This window comes from Echinicola soli, assembly GCF_006575665.1.
Lineage (GTDB): Bacteria > Bacteroidota > Bacteroidia > Cytophagales > Cyclobacteriaceae > Echinicola > Echinicola soli.
Genome location: NZ_CP041253.1, coordinates 5,076,421 through 5,095,834 on the forward strand (window position 1 = coordinate 5,076,421; position 19,414 = coordinate 5,095,834).

Annotated in this window: 9 protein-coding genes; all 9 read right to left on the reverse strand. The window is 49.2% G+C overall.

The annotated features are described in order from the left end of the window. Window positions 1-2: 2 nt before the first annotated feature. The 9 genes from FKX85_RS19615 to FKX85_RS19655 all read right to left on the reverse strand — a co-directional run bounded on the left by FKX85_RS19615 (window position 3) and on the right by FKX85_RS19655 (window position 19,368). Entirely contained in the window at window positions 3-1,145 is a 1,143-nt protein-coding gene (locus FKX85_RS19615) for a glycoside hydrolase family 43 protein (RefSeq protein WP_210416874.1), read from the reverse strand. A 26-nt stretch (window positions 1,146-1,171) separates the two neighbouring features. Then, window positions 1,172-2,851, reverse strand: coding sequence for a RagB/SusD family nutrient uptake outer membrane protein (locus tag FKX85_RS19620; protein WP_141616333.1), 1,680 nt, complete (start codon window positions 2,849-2,851; stop codon window positions 1,172-1,174). 15 nt (window positions 2,852-2,866) lie between these two features. Next, window positions 2,867-5,740, reverse strand: coding sequence for a SusC/RagA family TonB-linked outer membrane protein (locus FKX85_RS19625; protein WP_141616334.1), 2,874 nt, complete (start codon window positions 5,738-5,740; stop codon window positions 2,867-2,869). A 57-nt stretch (window positions 5,741-5,797) separates the two neighbouring features. Next, entirely contained in the window at window positions 5,798-7,534 is a 1,737-nt protein-coding gene (locus FKX85_RS19630; protein WP_141616335.1) for a RagB/SusD family nutrient uptake outer membrane protein, read from the reverse strand. A gap of 14 nt (window positions 7,535-7,548) precedes the next feature. Then, window positions 7,549-10,623, reverse strand: a complete 3,075-nt coding sequence (locus tag FKX85_RS19635; protein WP_141616336.1) for a SusC/RagA family TonB-linked outer membrane protein — start codon at window positions 10,621-10,623, stop codon at window positions 7,549-7,551. A 176-nt stretch (window positions 10,624-10,799) separates the two neighbouring features. Further along, window positions 10,800-14,828 carry a hybrid sensor histidine kinase/response regulator gene (locus tag FKX85_RS19640; RefSeq protein WP_168196298.1) on the reverse strand — a complete coding sequence of 1,343 codons (4,029 nt, stop codon included), beginning with the start codon at window positions 14,826-14,828 and terminating at the stop codon, window positions 10,800-10,802. Window positions 14,829-15,246: 418 nt separating this feature from the next. Then, the gene (locus FKX85_RS19645) at window positions 15,247-15,900 is read right to left on the reverse strand and encodes a hypothetical protein (protein WP_141616338.1); all 654 of its coding nucleotides are present in this window, start codon (window positions 15,898-15,900) and stop codon (window positions 15,247-15,249) included. A 920-nt stretch (window positions 15,901-16,820) separates the two neighbouring features. Then, window positions 16,821-17,567, reverse strand: coding sequence for a LytR/AlgR family response regulator transcription factor (locus FKX85_RS19650; protein WP_141616339.1), 747 nt, complete (start codon window positions 17,565-17,567; stop codon window positions 16,821-16,823). A 10-nt stretch (window positions 17,568-17,577) separates the two neighbouring features. Further along, a complete protein-coding gene (locus FKX85_RS19655; protein WP_141616340.1) occupies window positions 17,578-19,368 on the reverse strand; it encodes a tetratricopeptide repeat-containing sensor histidine kinase in 1,791 nt (596 codons plus the stop codon). Between the last annotated feature and the right edge of the window lie 46 nt (window positions 19,369-19,414).

The following is a 19,414-nucleotide window of genomic DNA, read 5'->3' on the forward strand; positions in this document are numbered from 1 at the left end:
GTTTAATGGTCGAAGACATCCAAGGACCACTGGTCACGCCATGTCAACTCCGGCTTTCCGTCCCTGAACTGTACCGGCAGCCAGACATACCTGCCATCAATGGCGTTTTTTGGCTCCCAACGATCGGCCATAAAGATAAAGGCATCTTTCCTTCCCTGGACAGGAAGAATATAGGTACTTTGGGAATCGAAGGTAATGGAAGCCCCTTCACCCTGTGCAGGATTCCCAAGTGACTTCCAAGGCCCCATGATGTCATCTGCAACAAAGGAACGTGCCGCATTTGGGTCCCATCCGGTACAGCCTGAAGTGATCATATAGTATTTTCCGTCCTTTTTGAACAGGGCAGGTGCTTCGTTGTGGCCAGCCGGTTCCATCACCGCCCACTTCCCGGTAAACCCAAGGTAGTCGTCGGTCAGCTCGGAAATATGCAGGGTAAGGTTTTCTTCTGCTGAATGGATATGGTAAGCCTTCCCATCATCATCGACAAAAAGCCCCATGTCCCTTGACATCTGCCCGGTGCCGAAATCACGCCTGATAAACAGTCCTTCGGCCACTTCCTTTTTCCAAGTGGGACTCCATGCTTCCAGATCAGCTTCGGTCACTTTTTTTGATTTCCAGGATTCAGGAAAATTAACCGGCCATGTCCCGGCATTGGGTCGCAAAGACCTTAGGAAGGTATAGGGACCTTCCGGCCGGTCACTGACGGCCACCCCTGTCCGTGCGGCATGATAACCTTGGCCCTTGAGTTCGAGATGGAACCACATCACAAATTTTTCTGTGGATGCATTGTAGATGACCTTTGGCCGTTCGATGACACTTCCTTTTTCAATGTCCGAACCACTTCCTTCCGCTGCGACCGGCAGGGCGACCCCCTCATTCTTCCAGTTATAAAGATCAGCAGAAGAATAACACCTTACGCCCACATTGGCCCGGTTTCCGCTGCTACCGGCGGTCTTATGCTCTCCAAACCAATAGTAGGTTCCGTTGTGGAAGAGCACACCGCCGCCATGGGCATTGATGTGTGTCCCTTCGGTGTCCTCCCATATTTTACCGGGAGAGAAACTGTTCTGAGCGCTATCTTGCCCAAATGCGGCTATGCTGAGGATGCAGGACATCCCCCAGGCCAGTATTGTCCTTTTGATCATGATTTTTTCGTTTCTAGGTTATTTGATTACCATCCCGGTGTCTGTGAAAGGCCTCCCCTGGACTTGTTTATTTCTTCAGCCTGGATGGGATACAGGTACATTTCCGGGGCGAAAAAACGATCATCCACTTCCCGGTATTCCAGGTAGAATTCACCGTCTGCGATTTTCTCTACCTGCACGCCACGAACTGCACTGTTGAACGCCTCCATTCCCAACATCCACCTTCTCACGTCCCAATAGCGATGTTCTTCAAAAGCAAGCTCGACCCTTCTTTCATTTCTTACCATATCGCGGAATGCCTCCTTTCCATCTACGGTTACTGGAGGCATACTGACTCCCGGACGTGCCCTCAATGCGTTCAGGGCCTCCCTTGCCGACCATGGTGTCATCTCCGAAGTTCCGTCTGGTCCATATACTTCGTTCATGGCTTCGGCATAGTTCAACAATACCTCTCCATACCTGAAGTATATCCACGCATGTACACTTGACCGGTCCTGCAACAGGTCCAGGTTTTCATCTACATATTTTTTCTGGTAATATCCCGTTTTCGTCGCCCTGGCCCTGCCCGGGCCATCCAATCCCCCACGCCAGATTTCCACGGGCCGCCCCTTAAAGGTTGCCCCGTGTGTCACAATGGACATCTGCAACCGGGGATCCCTATTTTGGTAAGGCTGCTGTGGGTCATAACTTTCATCTTCGGTGATGGAAAGTCCGTTTGCGGTCTGGTAGGCATCCACCAGGTTTTGGGACGGATTGGTCCCGCCCACGGCCCCGGTGAATCCCACCGGGTACATGCTGCGCTCCAGGGAATTAGAAGCCGCATAACGGCGCGAAAGGATAATTTCTGTGTTGCTACTGCTCCTGAACAGGTTGCCATAGTTGTCAAAAAGCCCGAACCTTCCGCTGTTGATCACTTCATAGGCTGCTTCGGCGGCCAGCTGCCATTTGGCAAGGTCATTTTGCGGATTGTGGAGCGGACTGGCCGCATATAGCAGTACCCTCGACCTAAGGGCCATGGCCGCCCCTGTGGTCGCCCTGCCCAGCATCCTGTTTTCGTCATACCCATCCCAGGTATCCCTCATGCCTTCCATGGCCTGTTGCAACTCGGATAACATATGGTCCACACATTCCCCGTAGGGCCGGCGCTCATGGCCCGACACATCCTCCAGGTCCAGCACCTCCTCGATAATGGGTACTTCCCCGTACCTCTTGGTCAGCTCAAAATAAAAGAAGGCCTTTAGAAAATGGGCCTCGGCCCTTAGCCATCTCAAATCGTTCACCTGTGTCTGGTATGTCTGCTTGCCCTGCGCGGTAATGGTATCACGGAGGATGGTGTTTTCAAAGTCCTCTGAGTTTTCCAAAAACAGATTGGCTTTTCTGAGCCCATCATAGAGGCCCTCCCACTGATCATCCGGGTTGGAGAAAGCGCCCCAGTTCCCATGGGCCAATTGCTGTACCTGCCCATCCTGACCGGAATGCAGCGCATCATCGGTTGCCGAGGCAAGTGTTCCCCCGTTAAAACGGTCGAAGCCTGCGGGAAGGTGGTTATATATCCCTATTCCAAAATTCCTGATGGTGGTATAGGAGGAAAACACCTGCTCCTCGGTATAGTTGGTATCCATTCTTCTGTCCAGCACATCTTCCACACATGCACCGGTAAGCAATAGCCCCAACATTGGTATCATTCGTTTTATGTTCTTCATCATCGCGGGTTTATCGGTTTAAAACTGGACACTCAGTCCCAAATTAAATGACTTCAACGGTGGATAACCTCCGTAACTTTCCGGGTCCACCATTTCCATGTCGTCCCAAGTCAACAGGTTTACCGCATTGGCAAACACCCTGACCTTGTCCACCTTGATTTTTCCTGTAAGGCTTTCCGGAACAGTATAGCCCAATTCCACATTTCTCAAGCGCAGTACATTGCCTGATGCCTGCCAAAAATCCGAAGGCCTGTAATTGTGCTGGTTGGGAAGTGTGGTCAACCGGGGATAGGTGGCGGATCCTGCCGTTTCGGGCGTCCACCTCCCCAGGGCATTCACACCAATATTGGCATCGTCCTGAAGGGCCCAGAAATAGGTTCCGTTTAGGGACACATCCCTTCCTGCCAATCCATAAAACAGTGCTTCAAGATCAAATCCCTTGTAGTTTACCCCTAAGGTAAAGGAGTAATTGACCACTGGTTGCCAGGGGTTGCCGATGGCCGTCTCATCGTTTTGATCCACGGTCCCATCTCCGTTCAGGTCCCTGTATTTTATATCTCCGGGCCTTACCGGAGCGAAGGCCGATGATACCACCCCATCCCGAAGGCTGCCATCGGCATTGAAATCATCTTCCTGGTAAAAACCATCTGCCAACCAGCCAAAGGGCTGTCCTATGGCATGGCCTGTACGCTGCATATAAGATTCGGGATAGGTGATCTCTTGCATGTCCATGATTTTGTTCTTCGCATAGGATATGCTTCCGCCCAGATAATAGCCGCCATCACGGAAACTTCCGTTATAAAGCAGGTTGACTTCAAAGCCCCTGTTATGCACCGTGCCAAAATTCAGGTAGGGTGCCGTTACGCCCAGGTAACCTGGATAGATATTGGAGCCATCGATGGGGATATTATTTCTTCGGTTGTAAAACAGGTCCACATTGACATCGAGTTTTTTAAACAACTGTCCGTCCAGGCCGAGGTTGAACTTCAGGTCTTTTTCCCAGCCTATATCCGGATTTGCCAGGGGTCCCTCTACAATGGTCCCGATTGAATTGTTATCGGCCCCGAGCCTGTAGTCCCCTGAGTAATAAAAATCCTGGGTGTAGGCAAACCGGCTGCCTCCAAACTGGTCATTACCGGCAAGGCCCACCGAAGCACGTGCCTTGAGAAAGGTCAGCACATTGCTTCCTTTTAGGAAATCCTCGTTACTGGCGACCCAAGCGGCCGATAGGGCAGGGAAGAATCCAAACCTGCTCCCCTTTTCAAACCGTTCGGAGCCACTGTAGGAAAAGGTCAATTCAGTAAAGTAGGTATCCTTCACGCCATATGCCAACCTTCCCATCAGGCGTTGCTGGGCGTATGGCACATTATTTCCCCCTACAAAGAGCACGTCCTGATGATACATGAGCATGGCCGAAAGATCACTGCTGTCCCATTTCTTCTGATAGTCCAGCCCCACTTGCAGGCTCAACCTGTTCCATTGGTCATTTCCGCTTTCGTTCACGGTGAACCCTGTGTCCAGTCCCCGTTGGATATATCGGTAATCCTCTGTGCCTTCTCCTGGCAAAAGTTCGTAAAATGCCAGGCTCCTGGTCCTGTTATAATTTCCCCGGTGCCAATTATTGATCCCCAGTGCCTGGGAAAACCGTAGTCCGGGCACAAAATCCCCCAAGTCCTCGGAAAGCCTGAGGTTTGCCATGATATTCCTGTCGTGCGAGGAGGTATACCCCCTTCCCAGTACGGAGGCCACAGGATTATCGGGATAAACGGTGGTCCCTCCCCAGGAGCCATCGGGATTTCTCACCGGAAATGCCCCGGCAGGATAGCGTGCCATGTTCTCCCAAAGGCCCGGGCCATCATAGTTTGGGAAATACCGGTCTTCTATCCTTCCTCCAAAATCAAGGGAGGCGGCCACTTTGGGGGAAAGGGCTATGTCGATATTCGACCGGAAGTTCACCCGTTCAAAATGGGCATTGGAGTTCTCCTTCCTGTCGCCATCGGTATTGGCGTAAAGTCCCTGATTCTGTAGGTAGCCCAACAGGATAAAGTAACGCGTATTGTCACTTCCACCTGAAAAGGTAAGGTTATAATCGCTTATGGGAGCACTTTCCCGTAGTACCTGATTGTACCAATTGACATCCGGGTAAAGGTAGGGATCCGCTCCGGAGCGGTAGCCTTCCAGCTGTTCTTCCGAATACCGTAAAGGAAGTCGGTCGTTTGACAGTGCTTCATTATAAAGGCCGGCATATTGGTAGGCATTGACAAACTCCGGTAATCTGGTGGGCTTTTGAAAGCCGGTCCTTACATTAAAACCGATCTGGGTATCCCCAGCACTTCCCCTCTTGGTCGTCACCAGCAGCACACCGTTTGCTCCCCTCATGCCGTACAGGGCTACTGCGGCTGCATCCTTGAGTACGGAAACGCTTTCAATCTCATAGGCAGAAAGCTGGTCAAAGGATGCCTCGAAGCCATCGACCATGACCAGCGGGGACGCATCGTTCAGGGTTCCCAGTCCCCTGACCAATAGATTGGGCTCATCATAGCCCGGTTCCCCGGAACCGTGCATGACCGTAAGGCCGGGAAGCCTGCCAAAGAGGGTATTGCTCAAGGTTGGCACAAAGGTTTTCTGCAGGGCCTCGCCATTCACGGTGGCCATTGCCCCGGTAACCCTGAGTGCCTGCTCGGTACCATAGGCGATATTGGTCTTTTGTCCATACGAAGGTGGAATTGCGGTGTTTTCCATTTCCACCGAATCCTGCTCCAATGCAATCCTTGGCGCAATGGACTGGGACATTGACGGCATTGGGATGATAAGGGATGCTGTCAACAGCCATCCGGCCGTCACCATCCCTATCCCCGGTTGTTTTATATAGCTAACTATTGATTTTTTCATGGATTTTGGTATTTCAGATTTAACGTTTTCCGGAAAATGCCATAGGCTGCATTTCCCTTACCATCCTGGATTTTGCTGTAGGTAACCTTTATCAATTTCGCTCTGGGGGATCGGGTACAGGTACATACGGTCCTCCCATACCCTGGACTCGAATGTTTCCCTTCGGTACACCAAATTTCCATCTTCCTGTTCATAAAGGTTAAGTCCCCACATCTGGCCGCTCATGATCCCTTCCTGTCCGGCAATCCTCCATCTTCGCACATCAAAGAAGCGGTGTTCCTCAAAGGCCAGTTCAATGGCCCTTTCCCGCTTGATTTCTTCCCTGAGTTTGGCCTGGGTATTATAGCGTACATCTGCGGCATCGATGACCGGTATACCGGCCCGTTCCTTGATCTCATTCAGGGCTTCGATCGCCATAGGGTCCAGGGGACTGGTCTCGTTCAGGGCCTCGGCATAGTTAAGGTAAAACTCTGCCAGGCGGAAGACCATCCAGTGGAACTGGCCACCTCCCCAGTTGCCCCTGCCCATGTACTTTTTCATGTAGCCCACTCCGTTGAGCGGTGCACCGTCCGACCAGGTACCATCCGTCCGCCTGTAAAATTCCCTTGTCCCAATCTCATCGTTCCATTTGGACCCCGAATAGAAGACCGAATACTGGAAGCGTGGCTCCATGGCCTGCATCTTGGAAGCAAACTCGGCATAGCTTCCCTGATCCTCCCATACTTGGTCCTCACCGGAAAGGGTATGGTATTGGTTGGCGTGGTTCAGGGTCACACCATGGCCATACCACCCCCCGTAGATTCCGCGGGGCATGACAAACTGCTGGAACATTGGACTCCAGGCTCCCCACCATCCATTGGACTGGTTGGCAAGCAACATTTCCGGGTTGCCCTGTACCTCTACGGCCTCCCGGTAATTGGCTGCCGGATCCTGCGAAGCCCTTACCAGGTGGGCTCCATTTTCAGCGGCCCAGTCCAATACGGCTTTGTTGGCTTCGGCCGCCCGTTGCCACCGTTGCCCGTCATAATTCCCATAACCGGTCAGGGTTTCTTTCCCCGGCAGATAGGGCGCATCGGTATTGTGCAACGGGCTGGCCGCATACAACAGGACACGTGCCTTCAGCGCCAGGGCCACCCCTTTGGTAATCCGGCCCATAAACTCGGAAGGATAACTATCGGGCAGTACCGCAGCGGCTTGATCACAATTGCCGACGATAAATTCGACACACTCCTCATAGGTATTCCTCGGCAGCATGATATCTCCTGAAGCACTCAATACTTCGCTCACCAAAGGAACCGCCCCATAGCGTTTCATGAGTTCATGGTATTGGAGCCCCATCAGGACCATGGCTTCCGCTTTCATCTGTTGCTTTTCATTCTCGGCAATATCGGGGACCATATCCACGTTTTCGATAAAGATCCAGGTGTTCCTGATCCCTTTAAAGTGCGTACCGAAATCATCTTCCCTATTGTCTGCAGTACTCCAAACTCCGGTGTTATGGTCATTCGAGGAAGGCCAGGTATCGTACACATCCCCTTCATCACTTGCGGCCATCAACATGGAGGCATACATGCCGTTATGTTTTCCCCAATCAATGGGAAACCCTAGGGGCATACAGCTGTTATAGGTTTCCCAAAGGAAGGATTCGGCCTGTACCCTATTGGAAAAGATGTCCTCTATGGACACATCGTTACTTTCTGGCTTGCCCAAAAATTCATCGTTACAGGAATAGGAGAGCAGACAGGCCGCAATCAATCCCAGGTATATAATCGTTCTTTTTATGGCTTTCATCATCTTAAGGTTTACGGTTAAAAGCGGACATTCAGTCCCAGGTTATACACCCGCATCTGAGGGTAAAAACCACCCCTTCCTGCGGGTGCTTCAGGGTCAAAATTCACCATATCGCTCCAGGTCAACAGGTTGTTGCCATTGGCAAATACCCGAAGGTTGGTCACTCCCAGCCTATTCAAAAATCGGTTTTGGAAATTATAGGCGATCTCGGCATTTTTCAACCGGATATAGCTTGCATCCTCCAGCCAGAAATCCGATGGCCGGTAATTATGCTTGCCGGATGTAGGGGACAGTTCCACCCGTGGATAGGTAATGGGAAGTCCCTGCTCATACCGCTCCTGGGTCCAACGTTCCAAATGCCGGCCAGTGGCATTCCGCCAATCGGTATCGAATGCCCAGGCTCCCATTTGGTCGATATAGGTGGATACCCTATCGGCTCCCTGGAACAGCACCGAAAAATCAAAGCCTTTGTACTGCCCCCCGAAGGAAAGTCCATAGATGACCTGCGGGAAGTTGGAATTCCCGATGGGAACCTCATCGTATTGGTCGATGGTGCCGTCCTGGTTTTGGTCCACATATCGGATATCCCCCAGTTGCAGTTCGGCGGTAAATGCCGAGGTTGGTGCCGCAGCCAGTTCTTCTTGGGTATTGTAAAACCCATCGCTTTTAAGTCCCCAGTACTGACCGACCGGATGGCCGGTCCGTTGGAGCCATTCATGGGCCCTGTTGGGCTCATCCATATAAAGGATCTTGTTTTTGGCCAGGGAATAGTTGGACTTCACCCAGTAATTGAATTCCCCGATATGGTCGTTGAAGTTCACTTCCAGTTCAAACCCTTTGTTTTCCACTTTCCCTATGTTTACAGGGGGAAGATCTGCCTGCACCAAATCCGGCACGGTGCCCAGGTACCACAGGATATTGTCCCTCTTTTCGGCAAAGATATCGGCATTGATCCGGAGCTTATCCTCAAAAAATCCGGTCTCTATTCCAAGGTTGAATTTCTTGGCCCTTTCCCAGGTTACATCCGGGTTGCCCACACGGCCTTCCTCGGCCCCGGAATACCATTGGTAATTGTCCCCGTATTGGCCGAAATGGTACCCTCCGCTATTGGGATAGAAGACCGATGGTAGGTAAAGGAACCTTGCCCCGCCGATCTTGTCATTTCCCACTTCCCCATAGGATCCGCGTATCTTGATATAGGACAAGAAATCCCCTGTCGGGACAAAAGACTCCTCGGTCAATACCCAGCCCAAAGAAAAGGAAGGGAAAAAACCGAACCTGTTGCCTTCTGGAAAGTTTTCCGAGCCATTATAGCCCATATTGAATTCAGAAAGGTATTTTTCCTTAAAATTATAGGTTACCCTGCCGACAAGTCCCTGATAGCCCCTTGGTACATTGTATTCCTGTCCCGGCGCCGTGTAGCGTTCCTGCATGTAAAGGGCCATGCCTGTTACATTATGTGGGCCAAAACTCCGCGTGTAGTCCACCGCCCCTTCAAAATAGGTCTTTCTGTTCCTTCCATAACTTTCACTGAAAGAAAACGGCGCATCCATTCCCTGGGGCAAAAACACCGGTTGTGTGGGATCTTCCGGATCTTTTACGATCCGGTATTTCATGCTTTCCTTGCTCCGGCTTACCGCATGTTGGTAGTAGTTGTCGTAGGCCACCATCCCCCTTATGCTCAATCCTTCGGTAATGAAGCCCAACTTATGCTTTAGGCTGACATTGGTGTTCATGGTACTGCCGAAGTTCCGTTGGTAACCGTTGTTGACAATGGCATCCAATGGACTGCCCGAGCTTGAAGGAAGCCCTTCCACTCCGGAGATCAATTTACCATCGATGACCCCGGGGTTCATCATGGGATTGGAATTCAAAATCCTGAAAAAGATTTCCCCTGCCCCGTACCCTGGATAATTGGAGTCCGTGAACTGCCCGCTCAGTTTTACCGACGCGGAAAAGTCCTTGTTGAAATCAATATCAAAATTGGAACGGAAGTTATATCTTTTGAATTTCGGATTGGCCGAATAGGCCGTCTGCACATCCTGTACATCATATGCACCATTTTGGTCAAAATATCCCAACGAGACAAAATACCGGGTATTGTCGGTTCCCCCGCTGATGTTGAAGTTATGTTGCTGCTGGGCGGAATAGTCCTTGAGCACCAGATCAAACCAATCCACATCGGGATGAAAATAGGGATCTCCCCCGTTCCTGTACAGTTCCAGTGAAGAGGCACTAAAGTAGGGTTCCTGCCCAGAGTTGACACTGGCTTCATTGCGCAGCATGGCATATTGATAGCTGTTGAGCAGGTCAGGTAGCGAATTGGGGCTTTGAAGGCCAAAATTGGCGGTGTAATTGATTTCGGGTTTGCCCTTGCTACCGGTTTTGGTGGTAATCAGTATCACTCCATTGGCACCCCTTACTCCAAATACCGCGGTGGCCGAAGCGTCCTTGAGTATGCTCAGCGTTTCGATTTCATGGGGATCGATTTGGTTCAGGCTGGATCGCTGTACCCCGTCCACCAAGATCAATGGATCGGATTCCGCACCGGTATTCAGGGTGGCAATTCCCCTGATCTTTAAGCTCGACTGATCGTAACCGGGCTCACCACTGGACTGTACGGCAATCAGTCCCGGTAACCGTCCTACCAGGGAATTACTGATATTGGCCACCGGACTTTGTACCAGCTCCTTGTCCCCAATACTGGACACTGCTCCGGTCATGGTGGCTTTCTTCTGCTCTCCATACCCCACCACTACTACTTCGTCCAGTGCCTGAAGGTCGGGATCCATTTCCACATCCATGACCGTTTGGTTGCCAATAGTCACTTCCCTGGACTTATAGCCTATGAAGGTGAACACCAAGGTACCCGAGGGGGGCACGGTAATGGAGTAATTACCATCAATATCCGAAATGGTGCCCTTCCCGGTACCTTTTAACAGGATATTCACACCGGGTAAGGTGGTTCCATCTTCCCCGGAGGTCACTGTTCCGCTTACGGTGACGTCCTGCCCATGGGCAGCACCGTGAAACAACAACAGTAACAGTTGGGCAAACAAGAATATGCCCATGCACTGTAAATGTTTTCTCATTGCATCAGTATTTTGGGTAAACAATATTTTTTAAGATCTCGGGGTAAATCCCTGACCTTTCCAAATTTGGGATAGTTAGGTTAAAAATGGGCGGGGTTTTTTCAGCTAATACAGGGGGTAAAATAACATTTGGGTAACACATTTCCCTGAAAGACAACGTGCAGGTAATATTGCGGCTATAATTTCAAAAAGCCGGCATTCAATACATATTGGCGCTCGGTAACGGCTCCCTTATATTTTTTCTGGAAGGCCGAAGGGGTCATACCATATTGCTGGCTGAACTGTTTTCTAAAATATTTAAGGTCATTCCAGCCGGCACTGGACACCGCTTCGTTGACCTGGGCATCGGTGGTGATCAGGGTGGTGGCAATGGCCCTTAACCTTACAAACCGGATTATTTCATTGACCGTTTTGCCGGTGGCATATTTTACTTTTCGATACATCATGGAATGGCTCATGCCCATGACGCTGGCCAGCGATTGGATGGAAAACTCACCGTTATCCAGGTTTTCCTCAATTACTTGGACCATCTTATCGATAAATTCCTTGTCACCCTTTGATAATTTCCGGTCTGTAGGTTTCTTGGAAACCGAAGTCAACAGGTGTTGTTGGGCGGTTTCCTGTTGCCGAAGGATGCCTTTTACCCTGGCCTGCAGGTAGCTTTTATCAAAAGGTTTGGTGATGTAATCGTCTGCGCCTACTTCTATGCCCTTAAGCTTAATGCTGTCCGAGGCACTGGCGGTCAGGAGGACAACTGGAATATAGCGATATTCATCCCTGGATTTCAACTCTTTGCACAGTTCCACGCCGTTCATTCCTTTCATGACCACATCGGAAATGATCAAATCGACCTGTTGCTCTTCCAATACTTCAAGTGCCTGCTCGGCCCCTTCGGCCAGTACCACCTGAAAATGTGCTTCGAATATTTTTTTGATGTACTGTCGGAGCTGAGGGTTATCGTCTACTACCAACAGGCGTTTTTTGGCCGTGACAACTCCATCGGTAATTGAGGCCAGTCTGTCCTCGGGCACGGGTTTAAGGACTGGACTGTTACTTTCCAGATCAAATAATTCCTCCAAAAAGACCATTTGTTCCCCAATATCTTCATGGACCAGGCCATCGGGGACATGGGATTTTCCGGTAGGTAGCTCGATGGTAAACTTCGCCCCTCCCCATGGGCTATCGGCAATGGAAATGGAGCCTTTATGCTCTTCAATGAGTTTTTTCACCAGGTAAAGGCCAATTCCAAAGCCTTTCACATCTGACTGGGCCGTTCCCTGATAAAAAAGATCAAATATCTTTCCCCGTTCCTGCGGTTCAATTCCTTTTCCATTATCTTCCACCGTTACCACAAACCTATTGGACGCCACTTGTATACCGACCGCTACCTTCCCCGTGTTGGGCTCCACAAATTTCAGGGCATTGGATACCAGGTTGAATATGGCGATTTCCAATTTTTGCCGATCGGCAACAAGGGCAAAGGATTCAAGATCAGCATTGAATTGATAGCTAATGTTCATGCTCTTGGCATGGTGGATGAAACAGGTGAACACCTCTTTACAGAGGCTTATGGCATCAAGCTTCACCATTTTGACATTTCCCACCTCTGTCTGGACCTTCCTGAACAGCAGCAGCTGGTCCACCAGGCTTAACAATCTTTTCGAATTCCGGTAAACCACCTCTATGGACGCCGGGTCCATCTGTTTGCCCTCGCCGTACATCACCTCCTTTAAAGGGTTGATGATCATGGTCAATGGTGACCTGAACTCATGGGATATGTTGGTAAAAAAGTTCAGTTTCTTTTCGTTGAGTTCCTTTTCCCTTCGGGCCATCTCCCTGGACAGGCTTACCTGGTACTTCAGCCTGTCCTGTTTTCTTTGGTAAAAAACCAATACCCCGGCCAGTCCTCCAATGATGATGACAAAGAGCCCATAGGCCCACCAGGTCCTGTACCATGGCGGTAAAATGGCTATGGGCAGGGAAAACACCTGGGGGCTCCATTCTCCCTGGGCATTTGTTGCCCTGACATGAAAGGTATATTCCCCTTCCGGAAGCTTGGAATAATTGGCCATTCTGGAATTATTGACAAAGTGCCATTTCTCATCCCAGCCCTCCATATGGTAGGCGTATTCTATTTTTTCGGGATGTGCATACTCCAGGGCCAAAAAATCCAGGGAAACCATGGACTTGTCATATGGGAGTTCGAGTTTATCAAGGGCAAAGATGGTTTTCCCATTGGGATGGCCCGGCTGGTTATTTACCCTTAGTTGGCTAAGGTGTATGCGTGGAAAATAGCTTTCCCTTTCCAGGTGAAGCGGATCAATGAGGTTAAACCCTTTAATTCCACCAAAGGCCAATTTCCCATCCTGAAGCCTTATCCCTGCATTATAATTGAACTGGTTGCTCTGCAGCCCATCGGAGGCAAAGAAACTGGTAAATTTCTCTCCTTTGGGATCAAATTTTGCCAATCCCTTGTAGGTGCTCATCCAAATCTTTCCGTGCCCGTCCCTTACCATTTTCAATACCGAATTATTGGGCAGCCCCTCTTCTTGGAGGTATGTCTTGGTTGTCCCCTGCTCCCTGTCAAACCTCCAGATTCCGCTGCCTTCAGTGGCTACCAAAAGGTCACCGGGACCTATGGACATGATATCCCTGACCGGATAGCCAATATCAATGATGTCATGTTCCTGTTTCCTGGATAGATCTAGCTTGACCAAATGGTCGAAAGTACCCACCCAATAATCCCCATTATGGTCCTGGCACATGGATATGATCCCATATATGCCCACATCCACAAAGTCGAAGCGGTCCTGTCCGCTGTTATACCGATAAAGGCCTTCCCCATTCGAAGTCGCTGCCCAAACGGTACCGGACCGGTCCTTGAACAGCACCCAAATGTACTGGTGGGCCAGGCCTTCCTTGTTGCTCAAGGTATAGGGGACAAAGGTATCGGAACGGCTATCATACCTGCATACGCCACCTCCATACGTGGCGAGCCACAGTTTATCTTCCCCTTCCACGATGGCCGTTACAAAATCATTGGGAAGGGAGCCTGCCTTTTGGTTCCGATGGCGGTAATTGGTAAACCGATCATGTTTTCTGTCCCAAACACTTACTCCTCCCCCGTCGGTACCGATCCAGAGGCTATCGCTGTTGGTTTCACAGAGAGAAAGGATAAAATCACTTGGCAGGCCATTTTCGACATTCTCGGGATTATTGATGGTAAGGAACCGGTTCTGCTTCTTTTCCAGGATATTTATCCCACCCCTCAGGGTACCAATCCACTTTCTGCCCTGCTGGTCAAGGGCAAGACCATATACGGCATTGCTGGCCAAATCAGACGGAACGGTTCCTTCCTTCAGGAAATATGATCTTTCTGATTTTTTCTCCAATACTACCAATCCGTTGCCGTCGGTTGCCACCCATAGCTCTCCGTCCTCAGGGACATTCATGATATCGGTAATCTTATTTCTGGTGATGTCGGCGGAATATAAATGCCAATCCTTGTTTTTGGTCTGGAAGCGGACCAGGCCATAGTCCGAGCCGATCCACATATTTCCATCGCTGTCCAGCTCGATACAGTTAGCACTTTTTATATCCTGCAGCACCACTTCAAAGCTGTTTTTTTCTTTTTCCTTGACGGCCAGTCCATACCCCTGGATAAAGGCCCAAATGTTATGGTCCTTGTCTACGGCTGTTCCTTGTGCGTGGTATTGATAATACCTTTCACCATCGGCCAGTAACGGTATCCCGACAAGGGGGCCACCATTAGAGCGAACCATTACGCCCTGCCCAGCAGTGGCCACCACGATGGTGGAGTCCCTTCCGGTGATGTCGTTGATATTGGCCGCCAGTTTTTGTCTTCTTTTGGTTATGGGGTCCAGAAAATACCTTGCTTCGAATTTCCCGGTGTGGTAATCATATACACTGAGCCCTCTCTTTGTCCCTACCCAGACTTCATTTTGATGACCATAGATACTCACAATCCGGTTGTGGACCAATGACGAACTGTCCCGGGGCTGGTTTCTGAACACCAAAAAATCATATCCATCATACCTGTTCAATCCATCATAGGTGCCTATCCATACAAATCCCTTTTTATCCTGGTAAATGGCCGTCACCGCATTATTGGAAAGCCCACTCTCGATCCCAAGGTAGTCGAGTTCATACCCCTTCAGTCTATCAGGACCATTATGTTGTGCCATCGCCACAAGGATTGGGCAACAAAAACAAAAGGAGATGAACAGTAGGATTCGGAGCATTTTATCGTAGTGGGTTAAAGAAGCAGAATGAAGTTATCAATCTTGGGCCAACATACAAAAAGAAAATTACCCAAAAACTGCTATATTTACCCGATCATTGTACAATATCACCAGTTTTCTTACAAACATGCGTTTATAAAGCAAGTTTAAAAGGGATTTCTTCTCCAATGCAGAAATTCAACTTGGCCGGTTTAAAGCCCTATTATTAATAACCAAGTTCCTTGTCCTGCCTGGGCAATGACTGCCCAATCTTGCGGTACATTTTTAACAGGTTCCCCATCTTTACGTTACCTTTTCCCTCTAAGCGATGGTCAAGGGGCACCACCCAACAATAGTCCCATTTTCCAAAACACCCGACATGTTATTCAAGGGTAAAGCTCACCCCGCCCTGCGTTCCGAATTTTTGCGGCTTGCCAATGGAAAGCATCCACCGGTCATAGGTAGCCTTGGCCAACCATTGTGCCTGGTAGTTTGCCGCTAAATTTGGGGCAGCAGCAGCTTGTTTGGCGAGGTTATAGGCAAGTTCATAAAGCGAGCTGTCGCGCATTCGGTTATGGTGAAGGATAAAGGCTGCATGAAACTTGTCGATGGGTTTGTCTACTTTTCCCATTTCCAAGTACTCCCTTACCTTTTCCAACCGGATGCTGTCGCGTTTTTGCATTTGCTGCTTGTAATGGGGTACGAAAAACCTGATGTTCATTCTGTCTCCTTGGTCGGTTATATAGGCTTGTTCGAGGTCTTCTCCGGTATTCCCTGAATGGCCAATGGGCTCGGGCAATGGGCTCAAAAGCCCTACTGCCAATCCAAACAGGATGGTGCCCACCATGACCAACGGTACCTGGAACCGCTTCCATGTAAGCCCTTTTTTCAAAAACCATACTGTCCCTGATACCACCATATACAACAACACCCCTGCCAACAGGGCCAATAAGGCAAACGCAAACAACGGATAATGGTAGGATAGATACCCTATGGCCAACAGGCAAAAAACATAAATCACATATTTTATCTTCATGGTATAATGATGGGTTTGGTTATTATCTGCTTAGTCAAATAAATCCCTATGATGATTATCCATCAACGGACACTTGTTGTGCATCAGTGGACACCTTTGCGGTGCCATTCCAAGCACCACCGGTTAGTCCTTGGGGAACAAATCACCTTCTCACCACCTACAAGGGAGTTTATGACGGTCAATTGAAGTAACCACCGATAAGCACGGGTAAAATGGTTTCAAGAACAGTACCGAAAGGTCTCGATAGTACGCTAACCAGGTAGCGTAAAATCCGGAATAACAGCCGCTGGGGGATGTTTTTTTCATCATGCAACGCTGCATTGCAACTTTTTCACTACAGCGTTGCCATATAGGCTCTACTGCTTTCCAGTTCTTTGTCCATTAAATATGGCTACAAATTTCCAATGCATCGCCCATTTGAACGTATTGCCATTTCATTAATTTCTGTCCATTCCCATACCATCATACCCCCCTTTACATGAAAGCCTACAAGAGTTGGATACCGGAAAGATAGGGAATCCCAAACAGCTGGGGCAGTATCCCTGCTAGGCCATTTGCCGATCCAACAGCCTGGTAACCGGTGAACTAAATGTAGTGCCTAAATAATTGTTCCCTGCCACTGGTCTGCAAATTCACGGCTACTGGCCCTGTTAATGAGATGCCTTTTTCTTTCAGGGAGGATGATGGCCTGGTTTATTTGGCAAGACCATGATGGTCAGCAAGGGCAACAAGTTGTTCGCCTGTAGGATGATGCCAAAACTGGGTGGGGCAGGTGGCAGAAAAACCTGCTGTCTGGCACAGGGTTGGCTTCAACATGGTTGGCACCTACCTGATTAACAAGTGATAAAGGAATAAGCTCACAATGTCCAATTACTTTAAACCAATGGAAAAGCAGCCCATCTAAGTCCCATATTTCTTATTCACCCTTTAAGAAACCCGTTGCAAGCCTTTAAAAATGCCTCTTTTCGTCGCACCGCCACTTCCAGACGGGTATTGTCCACCAAGGTTACATAGCCGCTTTTGATATAGGATTTGACATGGCAGAGGTTGATAAGATGAGAACTGTGTATCCTGAAAAAACCCTCGGGCTGAAGGATTCCGTCAAAATGCTTCAAGGTTTTGCACGCCGTAATTTTGTTTCCTTCAAAGGTATAAAGATGGGTATAGTTAACATCGGCTTTGCACCTGAGAATATCGGCGACCGGAAGAAAGATAAATCCATCCCTTGTCGGAATACTGATTTTCTTTGGCAAGGCCGGGGTCGAAAGCTGGGAGAGCATAAGGTCAATCCGTTCTGTCAGCTGTGCCTGTTCTACTTTATCAAACGCCTTCTCCATCGCACGATCAAAGCCGTCCCTGTCAATTGGCTTGAGCAGGTAATCGATGGCCGAAAATTTAAACGCCTGAATGGCGTACTGGTCAAAAGCAGTAGTAAATATTAAGGCAAAATCACAATGGGCAGTTGCCGATAGGACATCAAATCCGGATTTATCGTGGAGCTGTACATCCAAAAACACCATTTCTGGCCGAAATGCATCAATATCTTTTAGGGCCTGGGCAACTGTACCGCAACATAACGGTTCTACCTTGCCTCCATAAGGTTTAAGCAGGGCAAGTATTCTGTCCCTACAGTGTTGCTCGTCATCGATAATCATTACTCTTATCATATCATAAGGTCTAAAACAGGCTTTGGTACGGTAAACAGATTTCAACCCTTGTTCCCCTACCTAGTGGATTTCCCATCATACGAAGACTCCCCTTTGTCCCCAGCCGATCGTTGAGTATCTTGATACGGTTTTCGGTAAGGGCAATCCCCATGGACCTTCCGTCCTTTCCCTTTGTTGCCTCCTCCAGCCCTGCTCCATTGTCTTCCACATAGCACAAGAGATAATCCCCTGTTTTGGTAAAACCAATTGAAATATGGCCTTTTTTATTACCGGCCGGAAAGCCGTGCCAGATACTGTTTTCGATAAACGGTTGGAGGATCATGGGAGCAATAAGGGTATTTTCCGAATCCATGTCTTCTTGTACCGCAATGGAATAGCTGAACCGCTCTTTGAGTCTTTTGGCTTCCACTGTTAGGTACAGCTCCAAAAACTTGATTTCTTCGGAGAGGGGAACCTCCCCATGTTCAGAATTTTCCAGCACTGTTCGCATAAGCTTGGCGAAATTCATTAGGTACTCCACTGCCGCTCCCTCTTCGTGCCTATGCACATAATCGGCTATGGAGTTAAGAGCGTTGAAGATAAAATGGGGATTCATTTGTGAGCGGAGAGCCTTTAGTTCTGTCTCCGAAACCAGGGCCTTGAATTCGGCTTCCTGTTGCTGCACCAAGGCTTCCCTTCTTCGTGTGTACAACATAAACCCCAATCCCAGCACCACCACACCGACAGCTCCCGCCCAAATGGCAGCATTCTTAATGACTGTCTGGCGGTCAATTTCTGTCTTTGCCATGGCACGCTCCCTTTCAAAATCAAAAGCCATTTGCCTACGGTTGACTTCTACCCTTCTATTCTGGTTGTTGAGACTATCCTTTACGGCAGCATATCTTTCATAATACTTTAAGGCGTCCCGGTATTCCCCTTTTTCCCGGTAAACATCTGACAAGGTCCCCAAGGCAGATTTTTGCAGGAAGAGATTGCCCTGTTTTTCACTGAGTTCCAGGGAAACAGCTGCATAGTGGAATGCTTTCTCCATATCCCCTGTTCCCAGGTAGGCCATGGCCGCATTGGCATAAGCGGTAGGACGTACAAACTCTATCCCATAGGAATCTATAAGTTCCAATGCCATATTTGCCGCAGCAATGGCCTCGGTAGGCCTTTGCGCCTGGTGATACATCAGGGACAGGTTGCTGTAGAGATTGGCTTTGATGGCCGGGCTATCCTCCATCTGCTTGAATTCCAACGCCTTTTCAAAATACGCTATGGCAGAATCACTTCTTTTGGTGGCCCCCAAAATATTGGCCATGTTCAATAGTGCCGGTAGGGATGTCCCCTTACTGTGATGCCATATTTCCTTGAACGTCTCCAACGCTTTGGCATATTCCTCCTGTTCATAATAAATGGTGGCCATATTTCCTTTGATCCCCCATTTGTAGCGCTCGAGCCCCGGTGTCCGCTCGGCCACTAAAAGTGCCTTTTGGTAATGGTCCAATGCCCGGAAAGGTGCCGAAAACGTGTACTGACTGATCAAACCCAAGCGCTCATAGGCCAATAGGATACCTTTTTGATACCCCATGTGGTTTGCCATGTCCAATGTCCTAAGGGCAAAATCCTTCAATGTGCTGTCCGAGGGATTGGCAAAAAGGGCCTGTTTAAGGTAATCGTTCCTCAGGTTGACTGTCCCCGTATCGCTTTTGGGCATTGATAATATCACCTTATAAAGGGAATCCAATTCCTTTCCATGGACTCGGCCGTTGACACCGAAACAGACCAAATGGCATAGCAATAAGATGAAGAGATTTTTCATAAGAGAATCCGCAGTATATAAAGTTACACTTTTCAGCAAAAAATAA

Coding starts and splice junctions, on each gene's coding strand:
- FKX85_RS19615 (WP_210416874.1), bottom strand. CDS start 1,145: ATGATCAAAAGGACAATACTGGCCTGGGGGATGTCCTGCATCCTCAGC.
- FKX85_RS19620 (WP_141616333.1), bottom strand. CDS start 2,851: ATGATGAAGAACATAAAACGAATGATACCAATGTTGGGGCTATTGCTT.
- FKX85_RS19625 (WP_141616334.1), bottom strand. CDS start 5,740: ATGAAAAAATCAATAGTTAGCTATATAAAACAACCGGGGATAGGGATG.
- FKX85_RS19630 (WP_141616335.1), bottom strand. CDS start 7,534: ATGATGAAAGCCATAAAAAGAACGATTATATACCTGGGATTGATTGCG.
- FKX85_RS19635 (WP_141616336.1), bottom strand. CDS start 10,623: ATGAGAAAACATTTACAGTGCATGGGCATATTCTTGTTTGCCCAACTG.
- FKX85_RS19640 (WP_168196298.1), bottom strand. CDS start 14,828: ATGGCACAACATAATGGTCCTGATAGACTGAAGGGGTATGAACTCGAC.
- FKX85_RS19645 (WP_141616338.1), bottom strand. CDS start 15,900: ATGAAGATAAAATATGTGATTTATGTTTTTTGCCTGTTGGCCATAGGG.
- FKX85_RS19650 (WP_141616339.1), bottom strand. CDS start 17,567: ATGATAAGAGTAATGATTATCGATGACGAGCAACACTGTAGGGACAGA.
- FKX85_RS19655 (WP_141616340.1), bottom strand. CDS start 19,368: ATGAAAAATCTCTTCATCTTATTGCTATGCCATTTGGTCTGTTTCGGT.